Annotated in this window: 23 protein-coding genes; 11 read left to right on the forward strand and 12 right to left on the reverse strand. The window is 62.7% G+C overall.

Going from position 1 to position 24,098, the window contains the following annotated elements; translation table 11 throughout:
* Nucleotides 1-174: 174 nt before the first annotated feature.
* A complete protein-coding gene (locus NKI29_RS17135) occupies nt 175-381 on the reverse strand; it encodes a hypothetical protein (RefSeq protein ID WP_023676780.1) in 207 nt (68 codons plus the stop codon).
* A 182-nt stretch (nt 382-563) separates the two neighbouring features.
* Between NKI29_RS17135 and NKI29_RS17140 the strand changes: the two genes are divergently transcribed.
* From NKI29_RS17140 to NKI29_RS17160, 5 genes are all read left to right on the forward strand, one after another.
* A complete protein-coding gene (locus NKI29_RS17140; RefSeq protein ID WP_352755748.1) occupies nt 564-4,439 on the forward strand; it encodes a hydantoinase B/oxoprolinase family protein in 3,876 nt (1,291 codons plus the stop codon).
* A gap of 82 nt (nt 4,440-4,521) precedes the next feature.
* Nucleotides 4,522-5,769 carry a BtaA family protein gene (locus NKI29_RS17145; protein WP_023676782.1) on the forward strand — a complete coding sequence of 416 codons (1,248 nt, stop codon included), beginning with the start codon at nt 4,522-4,524 and terminating at the stop codon, nt 5,767-5,769.
* The gene (locus tag NKI29_RS17150) at nt 5,766-6,431 is read left to right on the forward strand and encodes a class I SAM-dependent methyltransferase (protein ID WP_352638507.1); all 666 of its coding nucleotides are present in this window, start codon (nt 5,766-5,768) and stop codon (nt 6,429-6,431) included. Before NKI29_RS17145 ends, NKI29_RS17150 begins: the two co-directional genes overlap by 4 nt.
* A 136-nt stretch (nt 6,432-6,567) precedes the next feature.
* Nucleotides 6,568-6,864: a type II toxin-antitoxin system RelE/ParE family toxin gene (locus NKI29_RS17155; protein WP_352456184.1), complete on the forward strand. Its 297-nt coding sequence runs from the start codon at nt 6,568-6,570 to the stop codon at nt 6,862-6,864.
* A gap of 12 nt (nt 6,865-6,876) precedes the next feature.
* A complete protein-coding gene (locus NKI29_RS17160) occupies nt 6,877-7,185 on the forward strand; it encodes a HigA family addiction module antitoxin (protein ID WP_352453138.1) in 309 nt (102 codons plus the stop codon).
* A gap of 24 nt (nt 7,186-7,209) precedes the next feature.
* Here NKI29_RS17160 and NKI29_RS17165 read toward each other — a convergent pair whose 3' ends face one another.
* On the reverse strand, nt 7,210-8,589 hold the full coding sequence (locus NKI29_RS17165; RefSeq protein ID WP_352638505.1) for a serine hydrolase domain-containing protein: 1,380 nt from the start codon (nt 8,587-8,589) through the stop codon (nt 7,210-7,212).
* A gap of 407 nt (nt 8,590-8,996) precedes the next feature.
* On the opposite strand from NKI29_RS17165, the gene NKI29_RS17170 reads away from it, so the two are divergent.
* Nucleotides 8,997-9,794 carry a glycoside hydrolase family 25 protein gene (locus NKI29_RS17170; RefSeq protein ID WP_352638503.1) on the forward strand — a complete coding sequence of 266 codons (798 nt, stop codon included), beginning with the start codon at nt 8,997-8,999 and terminating at the stop codon, nt 9,792-9,794.
* 80 nt (nt 9,795-9,874) lie between these two features.
* Nucleotides 9,875-11,047 (forward strand): lytic murein transglycosylase, encoded by a 1,173-nt coding sequence (locus NKI29_RS17175; protein ID WP_352638501.1) that lies wholly within the window; start codon nt 9,875-9,877, stop codon nt 11,045-11,047.
* 125 nt (nt 11,048-11,172) lie between these two features.
* Here NKI29_RS17175 and NKI29_RS17180 read toward each other — a convergent pair whose 3' ends face one another.
* Nucleotides 11,173-12,066, reverse strand: a complete 894-nt coding sequence (locus tag NKI29_RS17180) for a LysR family transcriptional regulator (protein ID WP_352589424.1) — start codon at nt 12,064-12,066, stop codon at nt 11,173-11,175.
* 123 nt (nt 12,067-12,189) lie between these two features.
* On the opposite strand from NKI29_RS17180, the gene NKI29_RS17185 reads away from it, so the two are divergent.
* On the forward strand, nt 12,190-12,921 hold the full coding sequence (locus NKI29_RS17185; protein ID WP_352638500.1) for an SDR family oxidoreductase: 732 nt from the start codon (nt 12,190-12,192) through the stop codon (nt 12,919-12,921).
* A 182-nt stretch (nt 12,922-13,103) separates the two neighbouring features.
* Here the strand turns inward: NKI29_RS17185 and NKI29_RS17190 are convergent, their stop codons facing one another.
* Complete coding sequence (locus tag NKI29_RS17190; RefSeq protein ID WP_352456188.1) at nt 13,104-14,324, reverse strand: alanine racemase; 1,221 nt, start codon at nt 14,322-14,324, stop codon at nt 13,104-13,106.
* A 225-nt stretch (nt 14,325-14,549) separates the two neighbouring features.
* On the opposite strand from NKI29_RS17190, the gene NKI29_RS17195 reads away from it, so the two are divergent.
* Nucleotides 14,550-15,467: a DMT family transporter gene (locus tag NKI29_RS17195; protein ID WP_352638499.1), complete on the forward strand. Its 918-nt coding sequence runs from the start codon at nt 14,550-14,552 to the stop codon at nt 15,465-15,467.
* Between the two features lie 36 nt (nt 15,468-15,503).
* Here NKI29_RS17195 and NKI29_RS17200 read toward each other — a convergent pair whose 3' ends face one another.
* The 4 genes from NKI29_RS17200 to NKI29_RS17215 all read right to left on the reverse strand — a co-directional run bounded on the left by NKI29_RS17200 (nt 15,504) and on the right by NKI29_RS17215 (nt 19,163).
* Nucleotides 15,504-16,109 (reverse strand): RES family NAD+ phosphorylase, encoded by a 606-nt coding sequence (locus NKI29_RS17200; protein WP_352755744.1) that lies wholly within the window; start codon nt 16,107-16,109, stop codon nt 15,504-15,506.
* An 84-nt stretch (nt 16,110-16,193) separates the two neighbouring features.
* Entirely contained in the window at nt 16,194-16,631 is a 438-nt protein-coding gene (locus NKI29_RS17205; RefSeq protein WP_352638496.1) for an antitoxin Xre/MbcA/ParS toxin-binding domain-containing protein, read from the reverse strand.
* A gap of 592 nt (nt 16,632-17,223) precedes the next feature.
* Nucleotides 17,224-18,141 carry a methylenetetrahydrofolate reductase [NAD(P)H] gene (gene metF, locus NKI29_RS17210; RefSeq protein WP_023676795.1) on the reverse strand — a complete coding sequence of 306 codons (918 nt, stop codon included), beginning with the start codon at nt 18,139-18,141 and terminating at the stop codon, nt 17,224-17,226.
* Nucleotides 18,141-19,163 carry an ArsR/SmtB family transcription factor gene (locus NKI29_RS17215; protein ID WP_352638495.1) on the reverse strand — a complete coding sequence of 341 codons (1,023 nt, stop codon included), beginning with the start codon at nt 19,161-19,163 and terminating at the stop codon, nt 18,141-18,143. The genes metF and NKI29_RS17215 overlap by 1 nt, the downstream gene beginning before the upstream one ends.
* A gap of 142 nt (nt 19,164-19,305) precedes the next feature.
* Here NKI29_RS17215 and tsaA point away from each other — a divergent pair, with 142 nt between their 5' ends.
* Together tsaA and NKI29_RS17225 are read left to right on the forward strand one after the other, a co-directional pair.
* Complete coding sequence (tsaA, locus tag NKI29_RS17220) at nt 19,306-19,824, forward strand: tRNA (N6-threonylcarbamoyladenosine(37)-N6)-methyltransferase TrmO (RefSeq protein ID WP_352647374.1); 519 nt, start codon at nt 19,306-19,308, stop codon at nt 19,822-19,824.
* On the forward strand, nt 19,824-20,135 hold the full coding sequence (locus NKI29_RS17225; protein ID WP_292659440.1) for a DUF2293 domain-containing protein: 312 nt from the start codon (nt 19,824-19,826) through the stop codon (nt 20,133-20,135). Before tsaA ends, NKI29_RS17225 begins: the two co-directional genes overlap by 1 nt.
* A 620-nt stretch (nt 20,136-20,755) precedes the next feature.
* On the opposite strand, the gene NKI29_RS17230 is transcribed toward NKI29_RS17225, so the two are convergent.
* The 4 genes from NKI29_RS17230 to tam all read right to left on the reverse strand — a co-directional run bounded on the left by NKI29_RS17230 (nt 20,756) and on the right by tam (nt 24,053).
* Nucleotides 20,756-21,373, reverse strand: coding sequence for an MOSC domain-containing protein (locus NKI29_RS17230; protein WP_352637255.1), 618 nt, complete (start codon nt 21,371-21,373; stop codon nt 20,756-20,758).
* 224 nt (nt 21,374-21,597) lie between these two features.
* Nucleotides 21,598-22,719, reverse strand: coding sequence for a beta-ketoacyl-ACP synthase III (locus NKI29_RS17235; RefSeq protein WP_352646996.1), 1,122 nt, complete (start codon nt 22,717-22,719; stop codon nt 21,598-21,600).
* A 113-nt stretch (nt 22,720-22,832) separates the two neighbouring features.
* Complete coding sequence (locus tag NKI29_RS17240) at nt 22,833-23,171, reverse strand: hypothetical protein (protein WP_352578733.1); 339 nt, start codon at nt 23,169-23,171, stop codon at nt 22,833-22,835.
* Nucleotides 23,172-23,282: 111 nt separating this feature from the next.
* Nucleotides 23,283-24,053, reverse strand: a complete 771-nt coding sequence (gene tam / locus NKI29_RS17245; protein ID WP_352646998.1) for a trans-aconitate 2-methyltransferase — start codon at nt 24,051-24,053, stop codon at nt 23,283-23,285.
* Between the last annotated feature and the right edge of the window lie 45 nt (nt 24,054-24,098).

Consider the following 24,098-nt stretch of genomic DNA (forward strand, 5'->3'; position numbering starts at 1 on the left):
CCAACCACCCATCGCTATCAAGCCAAGACAGTGCCGCAGGGGCTGGCCCAATCGATTTGCCTGAGGCGGCTGGCGCCAGCGCTCACGTCGTCGCACTCGGCCGCCAGGCGCTGGTCTCGTAAGCAGCAGAAAGGCCGGCCTGTGAGGCCAGCCTTTCCTTGGTTGTCACATTGACTACTGAGCCGGAGCAGCCGGCGCAGGCGCCGGAGCCGGAGCCGGCTCGGCAGGCTTGTTTGCGTCAGGAGCAGCCGGCTTCATCGTCTGGTCGGATGCCGGCGGGTTGGTGCTCTGCGTCGTGGTGTTGTCGGTGCCGCTGTTGCTGCAGGCGGCAAGGCCAAGCAACGCAAGCGCCGACACCGACGCAAGAATGAGTTTCTTCATGATATCTCTCCTCTAATCACGCCTCCGTTACCGGCGGCGGTCGAGGACACAATGCGTAAGCTGCGCATGAGTTTCGTAACGTTGCATTTCTGCCTGTAACATATTCCAATCATTTGACGATTGCCGGTCAGGGCCTCGCAAGCTAACAGATCGAACAGGGAAAAATCCCGGGAGCCACTGCCATGACCGCAAAATGGGATTTCTGGATCGACCGTGGCGGCACCTTCACCGATGTCATCGGCCGTGACCCGCAAGGCGGGCTGCATCCAAGGAAACTCCTTTCGGAAAATCCCGAAGCCTATGCCGACGCTGCCATCCAGGGCATTCGCGAGCTGCTCGGCGTCCAACCCGGCGCTCCAATCCCCTCCGCTCTGATCGGCGATGTCAAGATGGGCACCACGGTTGCCACCAATGCGCTTCTCGAGCGCAAGGGCGACCGTGTGCTGCTGCTCATCACCAAAGGCTTCCGCGATGCGCTGAGGATTGCCTATCAGGCCAGGCCCGATATCTTTGCCAAGCAGATCATCCTTCCCGAACAGCTCTATGAGCGTGTCGTCGAGATCGACGAAAGGGTTCGCGCCGACGGCAGTGTCGAGCGCCTGCTCGACATTGCTTCCGTACGCCCGGCTATTGAGCAAGCCAAGGCGGACGGCATCGATGCGGTCGCGATCGTCTTCATGCATGCCTGGAAACATCCCGATCACGAAAAGGCAGTTGCGAAGGTCTGCAGAAAACTCGGATTTTCGCAGGTCTCGGTCAGTCACGAGGTCTCGCCGCTGATCAAGCTGGTCGGCCGCGGCGACACCACCGTGGTCGACGCCTATCTGTCGCCGATCCTGGCAAGGTATGTGCAAAGGGTTGCGGCGGAACTGGGTGCCGCGCCAATCTCCCCCCTCGTGGGGGAGATGGCTGCGCAGCAGCCAGAGGGGGTCATCTCAGAAGGCACCGCCAGAGTGTCGAACCCAGTCGAGCCGACCCCACCCGGCGGCTTCGCCGCCACCCTCCCTTCAAGGGGGAAGGAAAACCCTCGCCTCATGTTCATGATGTCGTCGGGCGGCCTCACCGCCGCCGACATGTTCCAGGGCAAGGATGCGCTGTTGTCCGGCCCGGCCGGCGGTGTCGTCGGCATGGTTGAGACGGCAAAACTCGCCGGTTTCGGCAAAGTCATAGGCTTCGACATGGGCGGCACCTCCACCGATGTCGCCCATTACGATGGCGACTACGAGCGCGCCTTCGACACCGAGGTCGCCGGCGTGCGCATCCGCGCGCCGATGATGCGCATCCACACCGTCGCTGCAGGCGGCGGCTCGATACTCCATTACGAGGCCGGCCGCTTTCGCGCCGGGCCGGATTCGGCCGGCGCCAATCCCGGCCCGGCCGCCTACAGGCGCGGCGGCCCGTTGGCCGTCACTGACGCCAATGTCATGCTGGGCAAGCTGCAGCCCGAGTTCTTCCCGGCTATTTTTGGACCGGGCCAGGACGAACCGCTCGACGTCCAGACGGTTCGCGAAAAATTCGCGGCCCTTGCCGCCGAGATCGGCGACGGCCGCTCCCCGGAAACCGTCGCCGAAGGGTTCATCACCATCGCCGTCGAAAACATGGCCAATGCCATCAAGAAGATTTCCGTGCAGCGCGGCTACGATGTCACCGAATACCTCCTGAACTGCTTCGGCGGCGCCGGCGGCCAGCACGCTTGCCTGGTCGCCGATGCGCTCGGCATGGAGGCGGTGCTGATCCATCCCTTCTCAGGCCTGCTCTCGGCATACGGCATCGGCCTATCCTCTGTATTTGCGTCACGCCAGCAGGCGCTGCTGAAGCCGCTGGCGGACAATTCCGGGCCAGCGATCGATGAACTCATCGCGACGCTGCGCAAAGCCGTCATCGACGAACTCGCCGCGCAAGGCATCAGCGAAGACGCGGTCGCCTCGAGACCGGTGCTGCAGATCCGCTACGACGGCACCGATACCGCGCTGCCTGTGAACTTCGGGCACGGCTCGATTGCGCAGGCCAAGGCGGACTTCGAACTGGCGCACAAGGCGCAGTTCGGCTTTGTCTACGACGACAAGCTGATGATCGTCGAATCGATCGGCGTCGAAGGTACCGATACCGGCGGCACCGGCCGCGACGAAAGCGATTCAGTTGTTGAAGACATGGCCGCAAGTCCTTCCGGGAACCGGAAAATCTTTGTCGACGGCGTCTGGCGCGACGCCGGCATCTTCCCTGGCGAAACGCTGAAGCCTGGTAACAAGATCGCCGGCCCTGCTTTGATCATCGAGCCGAACCAGACCATTATCGTCGAGCCGGGCTGGCAGGCCGAGATCACCGCCAAGGACCACGTATTGATGCGGCGCGTCGAGAAGAAGCGCCGACAGGCCGCACTCGGCACCGAAGCCGATCCGGTGATGCTGGAGGTCTTCAACAACCTGTTCATGTCGATCGCCGAGCAGATGGGCGTAACGCTGCAAAACACCGCCTATTCCGTCAACATCAAGGAGCGGCTCGATTTCTCCTGCGCGGTTTTCGACCGGGATGGCGCGCTGGTCGCCAATGCACCGCATATGCCGGTGCATCTCGGCTCGATGGACCGCTCGGTGGAGACCATCATCCGGCTCAATTCCGGCGACATTCACCCCGGCGACGTCTTTGCGCTGAATGCGCCTTACAATGGCGGCACCCATCTGCCTGATATCACAGTGGTGACACCGGTGTTTTCCCTCCCCCTGGAGGGGAGGGTGGCCGCGAAGCGGCCGGGTGGGGTCCTCGCAGAAGGCACCACAAGTGCGTCGAGCACTGCCGCAACGACCCCCTCCGGCGGCTTCGCCGCCACCTCCCCCTCGAGGGGGGAGGAGATCCTCTTCTACGTCGCCTCGCGTGGCCATCATGCCGACATCGGCGGCACCGCGCCCGGCTCGATGACGCCGCTTGCCACAACCGTCGACGAGGAAGGCGTGCTGTTCGATAATTTCCGCATCGTCGATCGCGGCCGGTTCCGCGAGAAGGACCTGGAGACGCTGCTCACCAACCACCCCTACCCGGCGCGCAATCCGCACCAGAACATCTCCGACCTCAAGGCGCAGATCGCCGCGAACGAAAAGGGCGTCGCCGAGCTGCGCAAGATGGTCGCGCATTTCGGCCTCGATGTGGTCGAAGCCTATATGGGCCATGTCCAGGACAATGCCGCCGAAAGCGTGCGCCGCGTTCTGGAGCGGCTGCCCGACAGTTCGGAATACGAATATCCGACCGACACCGGCCAAATGATCAAGGTGAAGATATCGGTCGACCGGCGGAAGCGCGAAGCCACCGTCGACTTCACCGGAACGTCGCCCGTGATGAAGAACAATTTCAATGCGCCAGAGCCAGTCGCCCGTGCCGCGGTGCTTTATGCCTTTCGCGTCATGGTCGAAGACAACATCCCGATGAATGCCGGATGTCTGCGGCCGATCAACATCATCATTCCCGACGGCTCGATGCTGAAACCCGCCTATCCCGCGGCGGTCGTCGCCGGTAATGTCGAGACCTCGCAACACGTCACCAACGCGCTGTTCGGCGCCATGGGCGCGATGGCCAATGCGCAAGGCACGATGAACAATCTCACCTTCGGCAACAAGCAGTATCAGTATTACGAGACGATCTGCTCGGGCTCGCCGGCCGGCCGGATGAACGACGGCCGCGGTTTTGCCGGCACCTCCGGCGTCCACACCCATATGACCAATTCGCGCCTGACCGATCCGGAAGTGCTGGAACTGCGTTTCCCGGTATTGCTCGAGGATTTTCATATCCGCGAAGGCTCCGGCGGCGAAGGCAAATGGAATGCCGGCGACGGCACCAGGCGCACCATCCGCTTCCTCGAAAAAATGGAATGCGCGATCCTGTCCTCGCATCGCAACCGCCCGCCGCGGGGACTGGACGGAGGCGGGGACGGCGAGGCCGGTTCGACCAAGGTCCGCCGCAAGACCGGCGCGATCGAGACGCTGAAAGCCTGCGATCAGACCATCCTCGACGCTGGCGAGGCGGTCATCGTGACGACGCCGACCCCAGGTGGATTTGGCAAGGCCTGAACTCGCGTCAACAGGCTGTCACTGGCCTGTCATCACCCTGCGCTACCCGCTTGCGGCAAAGCAAACGGGGAATCGCCTTGCCATGACGGACATTTCTGGGGACCTGGTTTTTCGCCGCGGCAAGGAAGTCGGCAAGGCCGTCTACCAGAACCGCCCGCTGTCGAAAGCCGGCATCTCCGAGCGCCTGTTCGCCTTCCTGTTCTCCGGCCTCGTCTATCCGCAGATCTGGGAAGACCCCGAAATCGACATGGACGCGATGCAGCTCGGGACGGGCCACCGCATCGTCACCATTGCCTCCGGCGGCTGTAACATCCTTGCCTATCTCACCCGCTCGCCGGAAAGGATCGATGCCGTCGACCTCAACGCTGCCCATATCGCGCTGAACCGCATGAAGCTCGAAGCCGTCCGTCACCTGCCGTCGCAGGGCGACCTGTTCCGTTTCTTCGGCGCGGCTGAGACCGGGCACAATTCACAGGCCTACGATCGCTTCATCGCACCGCATCTCGACCCGGTCAGCCGCCATTATTGGGAGCGCCGCAACTGGCGCGGCCGTCGCCGCATCGCCGTCTTCGACCGCAATTTCTACCAGACCGGCCTGCTTGGCCTGTTCATTGCGATCGGCCATCGCACCGCAAAATTCTTCGGCGTCGACCCGGCCGGAATCATGGACGCCAAGACCATCGCCGATCAGCGCCGCTTCTTCGACGAAGAGCTGGCGCCGGTCTTCGAAAAACCGCTGCTGAAATGGGCGACCTCGCGAAAGGCTTCGCTGTTCGGCCTCGGCATTCCGCCGGCCCAGTACGATTCGCTGATCACCTCGGGTGACGGCACCATGGCCAGCGTGCTGAAGGCACGACTGGAAAAGCTCGCCTGCGATTTTCCGCTGAAGACCAATTATTTCGCCTGGCAGGCTTTCGCCCGCCGCTACCCTGATCCGGGCGAGGCCGCCCTGCCCGCCTATCTCGAAAAGCGCAACTACAAGACGATCCGCAACAATGTCGATCGCGTTGCCATCCACCACGCCAATCTGATCGAGTTCCTTGCCCGCAAGGATGCCGGCTCGGTGGATCGCTTCGTGCTGCTCGATGCACAGGACTGGATGACCGACGACCAGCTCAACGAGTTGTGGGCCGAGATCACCCGAACCGCCTCCACCGGCGCCCGCGTCATCTTCCGCACCGCAGCGGAACCCAGCCTGCTGCCCGGCCGCGTCTCGAATTCGCTGCTCGATCAGTGGCGCTACGAGAACGACGCCTCGCGCGAGTTTTCGGCGCGCGACCGCTCGGCCATCTATGGCGGCTTCCATCTCTATGTGAAGCGGTCCGCATGAGCACGACCGACTTGCCGGCCAGCCATGCCGAACTGATGGACGGCGTCTACCGCTGGCAGCGTCATATCTACGACCTGACCCGCAAATATTATTTGCTGGGCCGCGACCGGCTTATCGCCGGACTGGATGTGCCGGCCGGCGGCACCGTGCTCGAGCTCGGCTGCGGCACCGGCCGCAACATCATCCTCGCCGCCCGCCGCTATCCCGGCGCGCGCTTCTTCGGCCTCGATATTTCGGCCGAGATGCTGGAGACGGCCACTGCCGCCCTCGCGCGCGAAGGCCTCTCCGGCCGCGTCACGCTGGCGCGCGGCGACGCCACGGATTTCGACGCGAAAGCACTGTTCGGCGTCAAAAGTTTCGACCGCATTTTTGTCTCGTATTCGCTGTCGATGATTCCCGGCTGGGAGAAGACAGTGTTCGCGGCTCTTGCTGCCCTGTCACCGGGCGGCTCGCTGCACGTCGTCGATTTCGGCCAGCAGGAGGCCCTGCCCGGCTGGTTCCGCACGCTGCTGCGCGGCTGGTTGAGAAAATTCCATGTCCAGCCGCGTGAAGCCCTGCGCGACGTTCTGGAATCGGAATCTGCGAGAGTTGGTGCAAGCCTTCGATTCAGAACACTTTATCGCGGCTACAGCTGGCTCGCCGTGATCAAGATCGCCATCTAATATCAATTTTGGCGTGGAAGGTTTTGGGGCTCCAATCCTAAATGGGGGCCGTGGCTGAAATCAGTTAATTTGGCTAAATCACACATTGCCATGTGACCCAAGGAGTGGTACATTATCTCCTCGCCGGAAGCATGGGATGATCATCGGATTTAGAGATGGATGGCTGCGGGCTTTCTTCGTGGACGACACCCACTCCCGCAATATTCCGTCCGATCTCGAAAGCCGCTTGTTCCGCAAGCTCCAGATGATTGACGACGCGGCGATCGATCAGGATTTGCGTGTGCCGCCCAGCAACCATTTCGAGAAGTTGCGCGGCAATCTCGAAGGTTTCCATTCGATCCGTGTCAACAAACAATGGCGGCTGGTCTTCCGCTGGGACGGGGGCCGGGGCGAGGCGTCGGACATCTATCTCGACGACCACAGTTATATATAAGTGAGGTGAGACATGTTGATGACCGCACGCAAGCCGGCAACGGTTGGCGAAATTCTTACGGAAGAATTCATGCAACCACTCGGCCTGACACAGGCGGCTTTGGCCGAAGCTATGAGCGTCCAGCGCAAGCATGTGAACGAATTGTGCAACGGCCGCCGCAACGTGACGGCGGCTACCGCGCTCATTCTGGCGCGGGTGTTTGGCAACAGCCCGGATTTCTGGTTGAACGTCCAGCGCCGTAATGATCTTTGGACGGTTATGAACTCACCCGACGAGCGGGCGCGTGTTGATCGCGCCAAGCCTTTGGCGACAGCCGCATAGACAAGACTGCGACCGCCGCATTCCTCAGTGCAGCGCCTTGATCAGCGCCGCCACCATCGCCTGCGGCCGATAGCCGAGCCTGGCCGGCGTCAGCCCGAGCCGCACCACAACCAGCTGCTCCGAGGGGATGATGGCAACCGTTTGCCCATCATGCCCCTCCATCCAATAGGTGTCCTTGGGCAGGCCGGCGGCAGTGCCGGCGCCGGGGTTTTCTTCGTCGCCCGGTCCTTCTATCCATAATTGCCCCTTGCCGTAGACTTTCGAAGCAGTTGCCGGTTCCCGCATCCAGTCGACGAAGCCGGCGGGCAGGATCTCCTGGCCGTTCCAGACGCCGCCCTGCAGCAGGAACTGGCCGAAGCGCGCCCAGTCGCATGCCGTGGCATAGAGATAGGACGAGCCGACGAAGGTGCCGTGCTCGTCGGCCTCAAGCACAGCGCTCTGCATGCCGAGCGGATCGAACAGCGCGGTCCTCGGCCACGCCAGTGCCTTGTCCTTGTCGCCGATTGCGTCCTGCCACAGCCTGGACAGCATCACCGCCGTGCCGCTCGAATAGGAAAACACCTTGCCGATCTCGCCGGTCAGCGGCTTGGATCCGGCAAAGCCGGCCATGTCCGGTTCGAGGTAGAGCATGCGCGTCACATCGGCGACGTCGCCGTAATCCTCGTTGAATTCCAGCCCGCTCGACATCGCCATCATGTCGGCGAGGCTGATCACGGCACGGCCATCTGCTTGCCAGGGTCCGAACAGCCGCTGGTTGGTCATCGCCAGCTTGCCGTCCTTCACCAGCGTGCCGACGATCGCCGCATTCACCGTCTTGGTCATCGACCAGCCCAGTAGCGGCGTCTTTTCGGAAAAGCCGTCGCCATAGCGCTCTGCGACGATGCGGCCGTTCTTGACCACCACGACCGCCCGCATGCCGGCGCCGGTCGACGCTGGATCGTCGAGGACTTTCGCGACCTCGGGATCCTGCGAGGCATCGGCCTTGTCGCCCTCCGGCCAGATCAGATCGGGCAGCGGCGCCGCCGCTGGCGCGGCTCCCGCGATAGCCTTGGCGGCGGCAATATCGCCGTCGGGAACCGAGGCGCAGCCGAGCCCGTCGCGCGCAACCGCGACACTTTTGCCGAGCACACCGAACAGGCCGGCCGAAACCGTTCCCTTCTCCTTGTCGACCGACACTCTCATCAGCTTCAGCAGCGGATGACCCGGCGCCTGCACATCGACGGCAAGCACATCGTCGGCGTCTCGCCCGGCGATGAAGACGTTCGAACAGACGATCTTGGCCGCATAGCCGGAACCGACGCGGATCAGTTCCGGCGGCGCAAAATACAGCCAGCCGGCGAGTACAGCGGCGGCCAGCACAGCCAAGCCGAGCAGCCATTTGACGAACTTCAAAAGGATCTGCATTTTGAGTTCCCCCGGGCGCGCTCGATCTATGTCATCGATTTGCCGCCATTGTTTCGGCAAAATCGCGGCTCTTGTCGAGCGCCGTCAACCGAATATCAACCATGATCGGCGATCACAGGTGAATGTCGCCCAGAAGTGCGCAGCGGTTTTGGGACAACGACATGCATAGACAAAAGAGCTAAGCGCGTCGAAGCGACGCGCTTAGGACAGACCGGGCGATCCTGTGGGGTGACCGTCCGGCGGGGCTTGAATGCATGCGTCCCAAAACTGCATAACGGTTTGGGAATGCATGAAACGAAGATCCAGGCGCGTCGCGTAAGTCGGTTTCAGACACGCTGCGCCCGGTCGAGGGGGCACCCGCGGAAAGACCCATCAGCGGCCGGCTGAAACCGGCTCGGGAAGTAGCGATGCGCCGTTTCGCGGTCCTCATCACGCTGATGCTGCTTGGCGCCTGCTCGACGGTCGAGGATCTGACGCCATCGCTGTCGTCGTCCAGCGCCCCGACGGTTGCGGTACGCGCGCCGCGTTTTGCCGATTCCGACCCGCATGAATGGGATAGCGGCGCACCGTGGAGCTATGCCGTCCACGGTACCGACGTCTCCAAATACCAGACATCGATCAACTGGCCGGCGGCCAGGGCCAGCGGCATCTCCTTCGCCTTTATCAAGGCAACCGAAGGCGGAGACCGTTTCGATGAAGCTTTCAACGAGCATTGGAGCCGCACCAGGGCCTCGGGCATCCCCCGTGCCGCCTATCATTTTTTCTACTTTTGCACGCCGGCCGCTACCCAGGCGCGCTGGTTCATCCAGAACGTGCCCAAAGACGGTTCGGCGATGCCGCCGGTTCTCGACATGGAATGGAACCCGAAATCGCCGACCTGCAAGCTGCGGCCAGATGCCGCCACGGTACGCAGCGAGATGAGCACATTCCTCGAAATCGTCGAAAAACACTACGGCAAGAAGCCGATCATCTACACGTCGGTCGACTTCTTCGAAGATAATGGTTTATCGGGCTTCCGCGGCTACCCCTACTGGCTGCGCTCCGTCGCCGGGCACCCGCACCAGAAATACGGCAGCCATCCCTTCACCTTCTGGCAGTATACCGGAACGGGTGTCGTGCCGGGCATGGCCGGAAACGCCGACATCAGCGTCTTCAACGGCTCCGAAGCCGCGTGGAAGAAGTGGTTGCGGCAGAACACCCGTTGACACCAGGCCTGCCGCCTGCTTTTCGACACAGCCAATGACGGATGCCCGCAACCGCTGGTAATCTTCTCGGAAGGATGGCGATGCGATCGCGCTTTGGACTTCTCGCGGCGCTGCTCCTGAGCGCCGTGCCGGCCGCGGCACAGCAATGCGGCGGCGATTTCGAGGCATGGAAGCAGGGCGTGGCGGCGGAGGCCAGGGCGGCCGGCGTCGGCGCTGCCGGCCTTTCTGCGCTGGAAAACGCCACCCTCGATGAAAAGGCGCTGGCACGCGACCGTGCCCAGGGGGTCTTCACCCAGACCTTCATCGAATTCTCGAACCGCATGATCTCGTCCCATCGGCTGAAGCAAGGTGCGGCCAATCTGCAAAAATATGCCGAGGTCTTTGTCCGCGCCGATCGCGAATACGGCGTGCAGGCGCCGGTCATCGCCGCTTTCTGGGCCCTGGAAACCGATTTTGGCGCCGTGCAGGGCGATTTTCATACGCTGAACGCGCTGGTGAGCCTCTCGCATGACTGCCGCCGCCCGCAGCTGTTCCGGCCGCAGATCGTCCCGCTGCTGATGTTGATCGATCGCGGCGTGGTGCCGGCCGACGTGACCGGTGCCTGGGCCGGCGAGATCGGCCAGACGCAGATGTTGCCTTCCGACTATCTCGGCCACGGCGTCGACGGCGACGGCGATGGCTTGGTCGACCTGCGCGGCAGCGCGCCTGATGTGATCATGAGCACGGCCAGCAAGATCCAGTCGCGCGACTGGAAGCGCGACCAGCCCTGGATCGAGGAAGTCCGTGTGCCCGACGATTTGCCGTGGGAGCAGACGGGGCGCACCAACAAGCTGCCGTTGACGCAGTGGGCGCAGTGGGGCGTTACCAGGCCCGACGGTACGCCGCTTCTCGACAACGGCCTGAAGGCCGGCCTGGCGCTGCCCATGGGTCGCAAGGGGCCAGCCTTCCTGACCTACGACAATTTCGACGTCTATCTCGAGTGGAACCAGTCCTTCACCTATGCCCTGACCGCGGCAAATCTTGCCGCCCGGCTGGGGGGCGCGCCGCGATTCGATCCGCGCAACCCCGAACCCGGCCTCAACGGCGACCAGATGAAGGTGCTGCAGACCAAGCTCGAGGCGAAAGGCTATGACGTCGGCACCGTCGACGGCATATTGGGCACCAACACCCGCGAAGCGATCCGCAAGGAGCAGAAGCGGCTGGGCCTGCCGGTCGACGGCTGGCCGACGCCGGAGCTGCTCGACAGGCTGTGAGGGTGGTGAATGGTGAATGGTGGAAAAGGAATAGCACCGGAGCCGCACTGAGCACCAGAGGTTACTACTATTCACTATTCACTATTCACTATTCACTATTCACTATTCACTATTCACTATTCACATCACCGCCTGGCAAGCAGGAAATCGATGAACGCTCGCAACGGCGCCGGAACCTGGCGGGAACTCGCGTGATATAGATAAAAACCCGGAAATCTCGGCGACCAGGCGTCGAGAAAGCGGATGAGCTTTCCCGCTTCGATCCATGGCCGGACCTGATATTCCAGCATGTACGCCACGCCGACCCCATCCAGAACCGCCCCGATCATCAGTTCCGTATCGTTGATCGTCAGGCCGCCGCTGACGGCCACTTCCAAAGCACGTTGGCCTCGGGCGAACTCCCACCGGTAGATGTTGCCGCCGCTGGGCCACTGGAAATTGATGCACTGGTGGTGATGCAGGTCCGCGGGGTGACGCGGTATCGGGTGATGCTCCAGATAGCTCGGCGCCGCCACTGCGGCCATCTCGAGTTCCTCGCTGAGTTTCACCGCCACCATGTCCTTGTGCAGCCGCTCACCCAATCTGATTCCGGCATCGAAGCGGCCCTCGACGATGTCGGTGAGCATGTCGTCGACAATGATTGTGAGGGCGATATCGGGATAGGCGCGGCGGAAATCGCCGAGGATCGGCGCGATGAAACGCGTGGCGGCAATGCGCGGAACATTGATGCGCAGCGAGCCTGCCGGCCGGCCGCGTGATGCATGCGCGTCGGCGACGGCCCCTTCCAGTTCGCTGAACGCCGGTGCGATGCGGGCAAACAGCTTCTCGCCCTCAGCCGTCGGCGACATGCTGCGCGTGGTGCGGTTGAGCAGGCGGACACCGAGACGCTCTTCCAGCCCGCGTATCGTCTGGCTGAGTGCTGGAGGCGAAATCCTGAGCTTGGCCGCGGCGCGGACGAAGCTGCCCTCTTCGATGATTGCTGCAAATGCCGTGAGTTCGGAAAACTCGGTTCCGCGCATTATGTACCCCAGGCTTAACAAGTCAGTAAGATAATAGGCTATTCTCTGAGCAATACCATGCCCATAGCTTTCCCTGGAACGCCGCTCGATCGAGGCGGCCGTAATCAGACGGAAGGAACAGCCATGCATCGTCCACTCGAAGGCAAAACCGCACTTGTGACCGGCAGCTCGCGCGGCATCGGACGCGCCATCGCCGAGGGGCTCGCGGCCAAGGGTGCTGCCGTGGTCGTCAACTATGTCGGCAACGAGAAGGCCGCCAGGGAAGTGGTTGCCTCTATTGAAGGGAATGGCGGAAAAGCCGTTGCCATCCAGGCGGATGTCTCCAGCATTCCCGACATTCGCAAGTTGTTCGACGAAACCGAAAGGCAGATGGGGCCGATTGACATCGTCGTCGCCAATGTCGGCGTCGCCGTCATAAAGCCGCTCGTCGAGGCCACCGAAGCGGATTTCGATCATGTCTTCGGCGCCAATGCCAAGGGCACCTTCTTCACGCTTCAGGAAGCGGCGCGCCGCGTTCGCGACGGTGGCCGCATCATTGCCGTCTCCACCGGCGGAACCAGGATGTTCTTCACGCAGACGGCGCTTTATCTCGGCAGCAAGGGCGCCGTCGAGCAGTTCGTCCGCGTCCTCTCGCGCGAACTCGGCCCGCGCTCCGTTACCGTGAATGCGCTTTCACCAGGCTTCACCGACACCGACCTGCTCCCCGAACGGGACCGCGCCGTGGCCGCCGGCATGTCGCCCTTCGGCCGGATCGGAGCACCGCACGACGTCGCCGATGTCGCGGTTTTCCTGGCTTCCGACGAAGCTCGCTGGCTGACCGGCGAGAATATCCAGGCCGGCGGCGGAGTAGCCTGACTGAATGGTGAATGGTGAATGGTGAATGGTGAATGGTGAATGGTGAATGGTGAATGGTGAATGGTGAATGGTGAATGGTGAATGGTGAATGGTGACAATTCACCGAAGCGGACGGAACGCAAGAACTACTTCTATTCACTATTCACTATTCACTATTCACTATTTTACTTATTCACCATTCACTAATCCGCCATCGTCTCCAGGCTGGCAAACCCCTGCGGCGCATCGCCTTCGTCGAATGGCGTCGCCACCTCGACGAAAGTGTCGGGATAGAAGCCGTTGAACCGTGTTCGGAGCGACAGCGAATAGGCGCCGATATGGCCGATCTCGATCCAATCGCCGGTATCGACGGTTTCGGGCAGCCAGAACGGCCGCGACAATATATCGACGGAATCGCAAGTCGCGCCACAGACCTTGAACGGCACGATGGTCTTGTCCTCGCCATTGCGCGAGCGGATCGCCGGATCGGGGATGAAGCGTGCCGGCAGCGTGATCTTGCCGGTCCATGAATCCGACAGCGACGCCCAGATGCCGTCATTGATGTAGAGCCTTTTGCCCTTGCGCAGCAGCACGCGCACGATCAGCGACAGGCAGCGCGCCACGATCACCCGGCCCGGCTCGGCCACCAGCGGCATCTGGTCGAACTGATACTCCTGGAGGTCGCCCGACAGCCGCGACATGATCTGGCCGAGCGACGGCATTTCCGGCTTGCGGCTGTTCGGATCATGACCGTATTCGGCGGGAAAGCCGCCGCCGACATCGAGCCCGGCAATGTCGAAACCGACGCGGTTGCGCACCCAGTCGGCGGAGGCCAGCGCCCGCTCATAGGTGTCGGGATCCTCGATCTGGCTGCCGACGTGAAAGCACAGCCCGACCTTGTAGCCCGTCCGGTTCAGCCGTTCGGCCAGTTCGACCGCATTGGCCGGTCCGGCGCCGAACTTCTTCGACAGTTCGTAGGCCGCCGAGCCTTTCGTCTGGATGCGCACGAACACGGTGATGGCGCCCGGATCGATGTCGAGCGCCCGCACCACCCTGGTCAGCTTGGTGACCTCGTCCTCATGGTCGAGCGAAATGACGCGGATGGCGTATTTTTCCAGCGCCAGCCTGATGTCCGACTGCGCCTTCACCGGGTGCATGTAGAGCATCTCGGCGTCCGGCGAGACGGCGCGCACGGCGGCGAATTCGCCGGGCGAGGCCACATCGAAGGCACCGACGCCGGCCTCGACCAGGGCGTTGAGCACGATCCGCTCGCCATTGGTCTTGACCGCATAGGCGGTCTTGCCGGGAAACATGCCCATGAACTGTTTGGCGTCCGCCTTCAGCACCTGCGGGCGGAAGCAATAGATCGGATCGTCCGGGCGAAGCGCCAGCGCTGCCTCGCGGGCATTTTCGAATCGCTGCATGGACGAATCCCTTGACTGAGGCTGCGCACAATTAATCCAAGCTAGCGGCTAATGAAAACAATTCTATGTCTCGCCGCCCTGGCTTCGCGGCGCTACGCCGGTGCTGCAGGCCGGTTATGAGCGAGCTAGGCCATCGCTCAGGTTTCGGGTGGCCCTTGCGGCCGGATCGGGTATGGCGTGAACAGACGCCTGAAGAGCAAGGCATCTCGTCTGGGAGGACGACCAATGGCGATAGCTGCCACCACCACGATGCGCGGTCCGATGGTGCTCAAGGACTGGGCGCAGCTTCTGCTGCTCGGCGCCGTCTGGGGCGGTTCGTTCTTCTTTGCCCGCATTGCGGTGGCGGAACTTCCGCCGCTGGTGCTGGTGCTGTTTCGCGTCACCATCGCTGCGATCGCGTTGCAGCTCTATCTTGCGGTCCGCGGCCCGTCGTTTCGCCTCGCCTTGCCGCATGCCGGCCTGTTCTTCCTGCTGGCGCTCGCCAACAATGTCATTCCTTTCTCGCTGATCTTTGCCGGCCAGACCGAGCTTGGCGCCGGTGTCGCCTCGGTGCTCAATTCGACGACGCCGTTCTGGACGCTGATCCTCGCCAACGCCCTGACCAGCGACGAAAAGCTGTCGTGGAACAAGCTTGCCGGCATCGCCCTTGGTATCGCGGGAACGGCGGTGATGATCGGCCCCGGCCTCGTCGCCGGGCTCGGCGGTCCGGTCTGGGCGAAATTCGCGCTCATCGGAGCGTCGCTATCCTATGCGGCTGCACTGATGATTGCCCGCCGCCTCAAGGGCGTGCCGTCACCGGTCATTGCCGCCGGACAATTGACCTGCTCGACCATCATCATGATCCCGGTCGTTCTGTTCACCTATGATGCCGCCAATCTGTTTTCGGCCTCGCCGCCGGTCTGGGCGGCGGTGCTGGCACTGGCGCTGCTGTCGACGGCCTTCGCCTACATCCTCTATTTCAATCTCGTCGCCTCGACCGGCGCCACCAACGCCTCGCTGGTCACGCTCATCGTGCCGGCCAGTGCCATCCTGCTCGGCTTCCTGTTCCTGGGCGAGCGGCTCGAACTGTTCGAACTCGGCGGCATGGCGCTGATCGCCCTCGGCCTCGTCACCATCGACGGTCGCCTGTTCGGGCGGCGTTAGAGATGGCGCAGCGAAGTTGTCGCTCCCGATCGTGCGCTATTTGGGCGTGATCGCGGGAACAGATGAACCCTGCCATTCCAGACGCCAGATACCGCCTTGCCGGAGATTCTGAACGAGATCGGGAAGGAAGGCGGCAAGGCAGGTCCCGCCGACATGTCTCACGGAAGGATACACAAGACCGCTCGCGGCGTCTTGCTTGCGGAGTTGCTTCGCCAGCGCCTGACCGGCAGGATAGGCTAAGGCGGTATCCGGATCGAGCACCGGGTCCTTGCTGAACTCAGCACCGCGCAGATCGTGAAACGAGCCTATGAAGTCGGCAACGAGCTCCGCGTAGTCGGTGACGTTTTCGAACCGTTCGATCGCGGCAAGCTCGCGCGTCAGATGAAACGAGACCTCGCCGAGCGCGGTTTCCGCATCGAACCCACAATACCAGACGCCCCTGGCATCATCGTTGAAACGATTGCCGCCCGGACGGGTGTAAGCGAACGCCGCATTGATGAAGGTGTAGCCCGGTCTCCCGAAAACCAGTTCGCGCGGATCGAGGTCGGGCAATCCCCCTTGCTGCGCCTGAAGGCGGCCGCTGGTGGCTCCTTCGAGCTCCGCAAGGTCCTCCAAATCTCCATGATTCCTGGCCAACGGCATCAGGACCGGTTCCTTGAGCCTGCCTGTCGAAATCAGCCGGATCGTGTCGCGCTGGGAAATGTCCGCGCGTGATGGGATCTGCATTCAAAGTCCACCGCGCAAAGCGTCGATATGTTGGCGAACCTGCAGCAGCCTCGGAATGCCGCCCTCGATCATCACGTCCAGGGGGCGCCGGCCACCATAAAGAGGCCCTTTGTTCGGCAACCGCACCCATTCATCGGCAAGCCCTTCGGAAAACAGAAGCCGCAGTCCCTTGAAGATGCCGATCAGGGCGCTGATGCGTGTCAGCGAATCCTGGGAGAGAACGCCCTCCCACTCGCCTTTCTTCATGCGGAACCAGGTTCTCTCCGACACGTCGCCAATCAAGGTACAGGTCTCGGTGCTGGTCAGATGCCAGATGTCTGCGAGCCTGACGATGCCGGCAACAGCAGCTGGCGTGATCCGCGCCCGTGCCGAGGCATCCGCCAGATTTGCCGGCAAAGCCTGATTTGCAGGATCGCGAACCGCATAAGCGACACTCATTCCGACCTCCATCACTTGGCAGGCAACATACTGCCAATTGGCAGCATATTCAAGTCCTGGGCTATCCTCGCAACGCGCTGCTGCCCATCGCAGTGCAGCACCCGGTTGGATATGCAAAGGACGCTCCGACGCTTCGAATCTTCAGTCGGTCCGAAAATCGATTTCCGATTTCTGGCGCGGTAGCGCTGCCATTCTCGTTACTGCCCCGGCTTTGCCACAAATTATTCACAGGTCCCGAGCCGGCTTTTGACAAAGAGTTTCAATGCCTAACGGCAAACGGCAGGTCGCAAATTCCACAATCTCGTCGCATTGCAGCAAAGTTTCTGCTTGCCTGTGGCACAAATGACCCTAGACTCTCGCCATAGCTCTTTAAGAGGAGGCTATGACATGGGACTGACGAGGCCGATCAACGCATTGATGATTTGTGCTGCGTTTGCATTCATCGGCGCCCTCATTATGGGCGTTCTTCCATAAGGCCGCTGAGCGGGGGAAGACCAGCACCGAATATTCCAAACCATTGAAAAGGCCGGGCATTTTGCCCGGCCTTTTGCATTTCCCCGATCTTTGACATTTCAAAAAGGAGCTTGCCGCCTTACGCCGCGGCGGATCCCGCCGCCTCGACTTCGTGCGACCTGATGCCGATCATGTGGCAGATGGCGAAGACCAGATCGGCCCGGTTCATCGTGTAGAAATGGAAATCGCCGACGCCGCGCTCGACAAGGTCCAGCACCTGCTCGGCCGCCACGGCAGATGCCACCAACGCATGCGTTTGCGGATCGTTCTGCAGCCCATCGAAACGCTCGGCCAGCCATGCCGGCACCAAGGCGCCGCACCGCGCCGAAAAGTTGGCGACCTGGGTGAAATTGTGCACCGGCAATATGCCCGGCACGATCGGTATGTAGATGCCGGCCCGCCGTGCCCGCTCGACATAGCGCTCATAGAGATCGTTGTCGAAGAAGAACTGGGTGATCGCCCGCGTCGCTCCGTTGTCGGCCTTGCGCTTCAGCATGTCGAAGTCGGTGGCGAAATCCGGACTCTCCGGATGTTTTTCCGGATAGGCCGAGACCGATATGTCGAAATCGCCGGCGCCCTTCAGCGCATCAACCAGTTCGGCGCCATTGGCATAGCCTTCCGGATGCGGCCGGTAAGCCGCGCCGACGCCCTCTGCCGGATCGCCGCGCAGGGCGACGAAACGCTTGACGCCCATATCGGCGAACTCCCGGATCACCGCATCGACCTCGTGACGCGCCGCATCGACGCAAGTCATGTGCGCCGCCGGCGTCAGCGTCGTTTCATTGAGGATGCGCTTGACGGTGCGGGCCGTCCGCTCGCGGGTCGAACCACCGGCGCCATAGGTGACCGAGACGAATTTCGGCTTGAGCGGCTCAAGCCGGGTGACCGTGTCCCACAGCCTTGCTTCCATCTCATCGTTTTTCGGCGGAAAGAACTCGAACGAAACCCTGACCTTGTCGCCGATGTCGGGGCGGCGGGAGAAGCGGAACTGGTTCATCAGGCGGTTTCCCCTATCGGATACGCATTGGCCGGTTGTCTGTCGTTGGAAGGCTCGGCAATCAGCATGCGCCGGTCGCGGCCGAGCCAGAGTTTGACGGTGAGCTTGGCCTCGTTGCCGCCGCGCGGCTCGAATTCCTGGCTGTCCTCAAGGTCGAGGCCGGCCTCGGAAAACCAGTCGCCAATCTGCCGGTCGGAAAAGCCGAGACGCATATGCGCGTGCTCCTCGCGCAAGAACTCCAGCGCGTGCGGCGCGAAATCGACGATCACCAGCCGGCCGGCCGGGCGCAACAGACGCGCCGCCTCGCGGATGGCGCGGGCGGGATCGTCGAGATAATGCAGCACCTGATGGATGGTAACGAGATCAAAGGCGTCGCGTTCGACCGGTGGCGCAAAAATGTCGCCCTGGCGCACTTGCGCATTCGAAACGCCGGCCTTGTCGAGATTGGCGCGCGCCACCGTCAGCATCTCGCGCGACATGTCGATGCCGACACCGCGCCGATAGAGCGGCGAAAATATCTCGAGCAGCCGTCCGGTGCCGGTGCCGAGATCGAGCATCGACTGGAACGGCCGCTTGCCGACGAGCTTGATGAGAGCTGCTTCGACCGCGCGATCCGGCACATGCAGCGAGCGGATATGGTCCCAGCTTGCGGCGTTTACCGAGAAATATTCGGCAGCCCGGTCCTGCCGCTTGCGCTTGACCGCGGTCAGCCGTTCGAGATCACGCTCGACCTGCGGATCGGCGCCGCGGATGCCGGAGACCAGCCTGAGCACGAAATCGCGCGACGCGTCGGAATCCGATAGCCGGAAGAACGCCCACGAGCCCTCCTGGTAGCGGCCGATCAGCCCTGCCTCCAGCAGCAATTTCAAATGGCGCGAGACGCGCGGCTGCGACTGGCCGAGGATTTCGGTGAGGTCGGACACGGTCAGATCGCCGCGCGACAGCAGCGCCAATATGCGCAGCCGGCTGGATTCCGCCGCCGCCTTCAATGTATCTACCATCGTGTCGAGAGCGACATGCATGCGAGCATTCTCTTTGAAAAGATATAAACATATGTTTATGTCGGTTTGGATAGGCTTGCAAGCGCTATGTCGCTTCCGGACAAGAAAATGACGCATGCGTGGCGGATCGCGCAAAAACGGACGCATGATCGGGGCGAGAACCATGTTCGAAACGCGCAGCGGCGAAAAGCTCCTGGAAACCGACCCGGCAACGATGCCGCCGGATGGCCATGTCGTCTTCATCGGCCGCATCGCTTCGCCTTGGATCACGCGGGAGACCTGCCCCAAGAACATGAAGGCAGCGCGGGAGATGGGACAGCCGGCGGTTCTCACGATCGATCCGCTCTATCGGGACGGCCTGCTTGGGCTGGAACGCGCTAGCCACGTCATCATCCTGTCCTGGCTGCACCATGCGCCGCGGCAACTGATTGTCCAGAAACCCCGCCATGCCACGGAGCCAAAAGGCGTCTTTTCGCTGCGCTCCCCTGCCCGGCCGAACCCAATTGGGCTGCATGTCGCCGGGCTGGTTGCCGTCGACATCGACACCGGCCGCCTCGATCTCGATGCCATCGACGTGCTCGACGGCACGCCGGTCATCGACATCAAGCCTTATTTCGCCTCGACCGATGCCTTTGCCGATGCGACCATCGCCGGGCGGGACGAGCCAGGGCCGGTGGAGTGATGAGCGCGCCGACCGGCCGCCGCCGCGCCATCGCCAAGGCGCTGACAGCGCTGCTGCCGCTGGCGCCTTATGCCGACATGGAAAAGATCCGTGCCGATGCCGGCGCCGTGCACATGAAGAGCTTGCCGCCGAGCATTGCCGTATGGCTGGCGACGATTGCGCATATTCGCCACGCCCACACCGACTACGAAAAGCTGCTCGCCGAAGGCTATGACCGCGATTCCGCGCGCTTCTTCGTCATCGAGCAGACCAACATCGTGCTGACCCGCTGGCGCGCCACCCGGCTGCTCGATGATGAGGATGAGGCGTAGAGAATGGCAGGCACACGCGTCGAGTTCTGCGCTCTTCACCGCTGTGATTAGCGAAATCGAGAGGTGACGGCCAATCTCCCCCCAAGTGGGGGAGATGTCCGGCAGGACAGAGAGGGGCTGTCCAGGGCGCTGTCCCGCCTCACGTCGGCAACTTCGGAATCTCAAAACAAAAAAACCCGCCTCGGTGGGCGGGTCGTTGGAGCCAAATGGCACCATACCCAAATTAGTAGCATAGCTGCCGGCACAAAGCAAGAACAAAGTTGCTGTGTTTTAGGGAAATCGCTTCAGGTTGGCATCGCGGCTTCATTCCAGCTTGGGTTCCTCGCCCCCACGAAAGTGGGGGAGAGGTGGCTCGGCGAAGCCGAGACGGAGAGGGGGAACCGCGCTCTACGAAGGCCCCCTCTCCGGGGGGGTCGGCGCCCCCACCCCACCCCCCGCGGCGGGGGGGGGGGGCCCCCCCCCCCCCCCGGGGGGGGGGGGGGGGGCGGCCCCCCCCCCCCCCCCGCGCCGCGCCCCCCCCGCGCCCACCGACGCCCCCCGCGCCGGCCGCTGCCCGCCCACCTCTCCCCCCGCTTCGCGGTGGGCGAGGAACCCAAGTCTACGCCTTGCCTGGAAAACAACTAGGCCCGGTAAACCCACTGCTCCGGCACGCGCACCGAAATTTCCTCGCCGGCCGCGATCATGCCGGGCTTCTCGACCCAGGCGACGAGCCCGCGCAACCGTTTCGCCGCTTTCGGGAACAGCAGCGCGCCGGCCTCGACGTCGGCCATACCGGCATTCTCGGCGACCGACCTGCCCGCAATCCGGCAAGGCCCGTTCTGCGCGTCGATCTTGACGGTCGCGCCGCCTTTGAAGAACAGCAGCGTGCCGGACGGCAGCATCGAGAGGCGCGGCAGGCCTTCGATCAGGAGATTGGCGCCGATCCATTCCGGCTTGATCTCGGTAATGCCCATCCGTTCGGCGACGATCGCCAGCTCGTCCTCCGCCACGATCGACAATTGCCGTTCGTTGCGCATCTCGGTGCCGCGCGGATACCACGGCTCGCGCCCACCAGAGCGCCGCGTTGTGCCGGCGTGGAAATCGCCGTCGATGCCGTCGAAGCCGACTTGCAACTGATCCACTGCCCGTGTCTCGAAATGATCGAACGGTGCGAGGTAAAGCGCCGCCACCCTGGCGGCGAGTTTTCGCGACGGGACGATCTCGACCGGAGTTTCGGCTTCGGGAAAAAGATCCAGCATGGGTTCGTGCCTCGCGTGATACGCGCAATTAGCCGCGGTCAGCTCATCAGGTCCAGTCGAAAGCGCTGATGCTCCGATCAAGCGGACTGATGCGATTTGCCAGGCGCGCTCCGATGCGGGTGCCGTTCGCGCCGAGCTGATGCATGTCGCCCAAAAGCATGCCCTCGGGCTTGAACCGAGGGTGTGCAGCGGTTTTGGGACAACGACATGCGTAAAACAAAAATCTAGAGCATGCGCAATAGAGCGCCGCCGATCGAGTAGCCGGCGCCGAAGGCGCAGAGCAGGCCGTAGTCGCCGGCCTTCATGTCGGCATGGTTCTCCGACAGGGCGATGATGGCGCCGGCGGCGGCGGTGTTGCCGAGGCGCTCCAGCACCATCGGCGCGCGGTCGTGGTCGACGTCATGGCCGAACGACAGTTTCAGGATCATGGCGTTCATCCGCGCATTGGCCTGATGCAGCCAGAAGCGCCGGATCGCTTGCGGCGTCAGCCCGTGCTCGGCCAGGAATTCGACGATGAATTTGTGGCCGGCGACGGTGACTTCCTTGAACACCTTGTTGCCGATCTGCTTGATCAGATTGCCTTCCAGATCGATCATGTACGGATCGTCCTGGGTGGCGCGGGTATAGTAGCCGAGATTGGTGCGGATGCTGTTCGACATCTGTGTCCAGGCGCGCGTATCGAGCACCTCGAAGCGGCCCGGCCGCTTCTCGCCCTGGGCAAGCCCTTCGACGACCATCGACACGGAAGCGTCGCCAAAGATGAAATGCGTCTGCCGGTCGCGAAAATTGAGGTGTCCGGTGATGATCTCCGGCGTCGTCACCAGCACGCGTTTATGCGCCCCTGCCCGTACCAGATTGACCGCGATGTGCAACGCCGCCGCTGCCGAAGAGCAGCCAAGCCCCATATCGAAGCCGGCGCCTTTCGTGCCCAGCGCCTGCTGCATTTCGATGGCGATCGCCGGATAGGGCCGCTGATGGTGCGAGGCCGAGCAGATCACCAGGTCGATGTCGCCAGGCTTCAGCCCGGCATGATCGAGCGCCTTGCGGGCCGAAGCGATGCCGAACTCGGCCTCCAGCGACAGCGCATCGTCGGGCCGCGCCGCGAAGCGCGGCGCCATGCGGGTCGGATCGAGGATGCCTTCCCGTTCGATGACATGGCGGGTCTGGACGCCCGAGGCATGGACGATGAAGGCACTGTCCGATTTCTGCAGAAGCGGCTCGCCCGACACCTCGCGGCGGACGTTTTCCATATCCACCCAGCTGTTGAAGCTGGCGACGAGTTCCTCATTGGTGATCGAGGCTTCGGGGATTTCAACGCCGATGCCGCTGATGATGACGCGATGCATTTCCAGTTCGTCCCGTGCGCAGGCGTTGCGGCTTCGCCGTAAAAAGCTCGGCGCAACCTCTTTTGCACCTAGCCAGTTTATGCCGGCTTAAATCAAGTCCCTGGGACGGGTCTTTACCAGGCGCAGAGCTTGGTATTGGTCTGCGGGTTGTTCCAGCAGGCACCGTCATCGCGGCTGCGCACGAATTGCCCGGGCAGCGGCACGTTGCGGCGGCCGAGATTGACATAGCCATAGGCAAAACCCGGTCCGTCGATTTCCAGGACGTAGGTCGGATAGCCCGGCGCCGAGATGCGAAAGCTGCCGGCATCGTCCAGCGCCCGATAGCTGCACGAGAAATAGCCGTCGTCGCTGGTGAAGCAGCGCGCTCGCTTGGCCTCCGCCGATATAGACAAGGCAAGCACAGCGGCCGCACAAACGCTGCCGCCGAAACCCATCTTCTTCAGTGTCATCATCCACCCCCATGGCCCATGAAGGGCCTTATCCCTGCCCCAGCGAGATGCGCATGACGGCGAAAGCCGGTCAAGCATCCGCTGCTGGCTGTTTTTGGGTGTAGCTAAGAGTTTCTAAGCAGAACGCCGCGCCACGATGAAGAGACGGGGAAAGCGCAGCAATACCTTGCCGCTTGCCGTTTTCGGATAGGCTTCGCTGATCCCGGCCGTGTAGCGCTTCAGGAAAAGCTGCCGCTCGTTCTCGTCGAGCGGATCGAGGAACGGCTTCAGCCCCGTCGACTTCACCCATTCGACGATCGCCTCGGCATCGGCCAGCGGATGGTTGTAGATCGTGTGCCAGATATCGAGCCGATCCGAGAATGGTGACAAAAGGTCGTAGTAGAACGCGACCGGCGGCAGCGGCGCGCGGGCCGCGCGCTCGAGCTTTTCGGCAAACGGCATCTCGGCCGCGGTCTCCCGCATCAGCCGGTGCGAAGGCTCAGCCATATTGTCCGGCATCTGCACGGCAAGCGCGCCGCCGGGCGCCAAAAATCCCATCAGCCGCTGGAAGACCGCCGGATGCTCCGGCAGCCATTGAAACACCGCATTGGCAAAGATCACGTCGACCGGTTCGTTCGGCTGCCACGCCGCCGCATCCGCCAAGGCAAAGGTGACGCCGGGCAGGCGCGCCTTCGCCTTCTCGATCATGTCGAGGGAGGTATCGAAGCCGCTGATCTGCGCCTGCGGCCAGCGCTCGACCAGCAATTCGGTCGAATTGCCCGGCCCGCAGCCAATGTCGACCACCCGGCGTGGTTCCGGCACCGGCACCTGCGCAACGAGATCGCGCGCGGGGCGGGTGCGCTCGTCCTCGAATTTCAGGTAGAGGGCGGCGGACCAGTCGGCCATCTTGGTTCCTCAGATCATTTGAGAATTCGCCGCCCTGTAAATGTC

The sequence above is a fragment of the Mesorhizobium sp. M0678 genome (genome assembly GCF_040320505.1).
Taxonomy (GTDB): Bacteria; Pseudomonadota; Alphaproteobacteria; order Rhizobiales; family Rhizobiaceae; genus Mesorhizobium.

Excerpts from the sequence above, each read along its gene's own strand:
- tam (WP_352646998.1), bottom strand. The coding sequence starts at position 24,053 with ATGGCCGACTGGTCCGCCGCCCTCTACCTGAAATTCGAGGACGAGCGC.
- NKI29_RS17200 (WP_352755744.1), bottom strand. The coding sequence starts at position 16,109 with ATGCCGTTGGCCAGGAATCATGGAGATTTGGAGGACCTTGCGGAGCTC.
- NKI29_RS17205 (WP_352638496.1), bottom strand. The coding sequence starts at position 16,631 with ATGAGTGTCGCTTATGCGGTTCGCGATCCTGCAAATCAGGCTTTGCCG.
- NKI29_RS17140 (WP_352755748.1), top strand. The coding sequence starts at position 564 with ATGACCGCAAAATGGGATTTCTGGATCGACCGTGGCGGCACCTTCACC.
- NKI29_RS17165 (WP_352638505.1), bottom strand. The coding sequence starts at position 8,589 with ATGCAGATCCTTTTGAAGTTCGTCAAATGGCTGCTCGGCTTGGCTGTG.
- NKI29_RS17230 (WP_352637255.1), bottom strand. The coding sequence starts at position 21,373 with ATGCTGGATCTTTTTCCCGAAGCCGAAACTCCGGTCGAGATCGTCCCG.
- NKI29_RS17190 (WP_352456188.1), bottom strand. The coding sequence starts at position 14,324 with ATGCAGCGATTCGAAAATGCCCGCGAGGCAGCGCTGGCGCTTCGCCCG.
- NKI29_RS17175 (WP_352638501.1), top strand. The coding sequence starts at position 9,875 with ATGCGATCGCGCTTTGGACTTCTCGCGGCGCTGCTCCTGAGCGCCGTG.
- NKI29_RS17155 (WP_352456184.1), top strand. The coding sequence starts at position 6,568 with ATGATCATCGGATTTAGAGATGGATGGCTGCGGGCTTTCTTCGTGGAC.
- NKI29_RS17145 (WP_023676782.1), top strand. The coding sequence starts at position 4,522 with ATGACGGACATTTCTGGGGACCTGGTTTTTCGCCGCGGCAAGGAAGTC.
- tsaA (WP_352647374.1), top strand. The coding sequence starts at position 19,306 with ATGTTCGAAACGCGCAGCGGCGAAAAGCTCCTGGAAACCGACCCGGCA.
- metF (WP_023676795.1), bottom strand. The coding sequence starts at position 18,141 with ATGAACCAGTTCCGCTTCTCCCGCCGCCCCGACATCGGCGACAAGGTC.
- NKI29_RS17185 (WP_352638500.1), top strand. The coding sequence starts at position 12,190 with ATGCATCGTCCACTCGAAGGCAAAACCGCACTTGTGACCGGCAGCTCG.
- NKI29_RS17235 (WP_352646996.1), bottom strand. The coding sequence starts at position 22,719 with ATGCATCGCGTCATCATCAGCGGCATCGGCGTTGAAATCCCCGAAGCC.
- NKI29_RS17215 (WP_352638495.1), bottom strand. The coding sequence starts at position 19,163 with ATGCATGTCGCTCTCGACACGATGGTAGATACATTGAAGGCGGCGGCG.
- NKI29_RS17195 (WP_352638499.1), top strand. The coding sequence starts at position 14,550 with ATGGCGATAGCTGCCACCACCACGATGCGCGGTCCGATGGTGCTCAAG.
- NKI29_RS17150 (WP_352638507.1), top strand. The coding sequence starts at position 5,766 with ATGAGCACGACCGACTTGCCGGCCAGCCATGCCGAACTGATGGACGGC.
- NKI29_RS17135 (WP_023676780.1), bottom strand. The coding sequence starts at position 381 with ATGAAGAAACTCATTCTTGCGTCGGTGTCGGCGCTTGCGTTGCTTGGC.
- NKI29_RS17170 (WP_352638503.1), top strand. The coding sequence starts at position 8,997 with ATGCGCCGTTTCGCGGTCCTCATCACGCTGATGCTGCTTGGCGCCTGC.
- NKI29_RS17160 (WP_352453138.1), top strand. The coding sequence starts at position 6,877 with ATGTTGATGACCGCACGCAAGCCGGCAACGGTTGGCGAAATTCTTACG.
- NKI29_RS17225 (WP_292659440.1), top strand. The coding sequence starts at position 19,824 with ATGAGCGCGCCGACCGGCCGCCGCCGCGCCATCGCCAAGGCGCTGACA.
- NKI29_RS17240 (WP_352578733.1), bottom strand. The coding sequence starts at position 23,171 with ATGATGACACTGAAGAAGATGGGTTTCGGCGGCAGCGTTTGTGCGGCC.
- NKI29_RS17180 (WP_352589424.1), bottom strand. The coding sequence starts at position 12,066 with ATGCGCGGAACCGAGTTTTCCGAACTCACGGCATTTGCAGCAATCATC.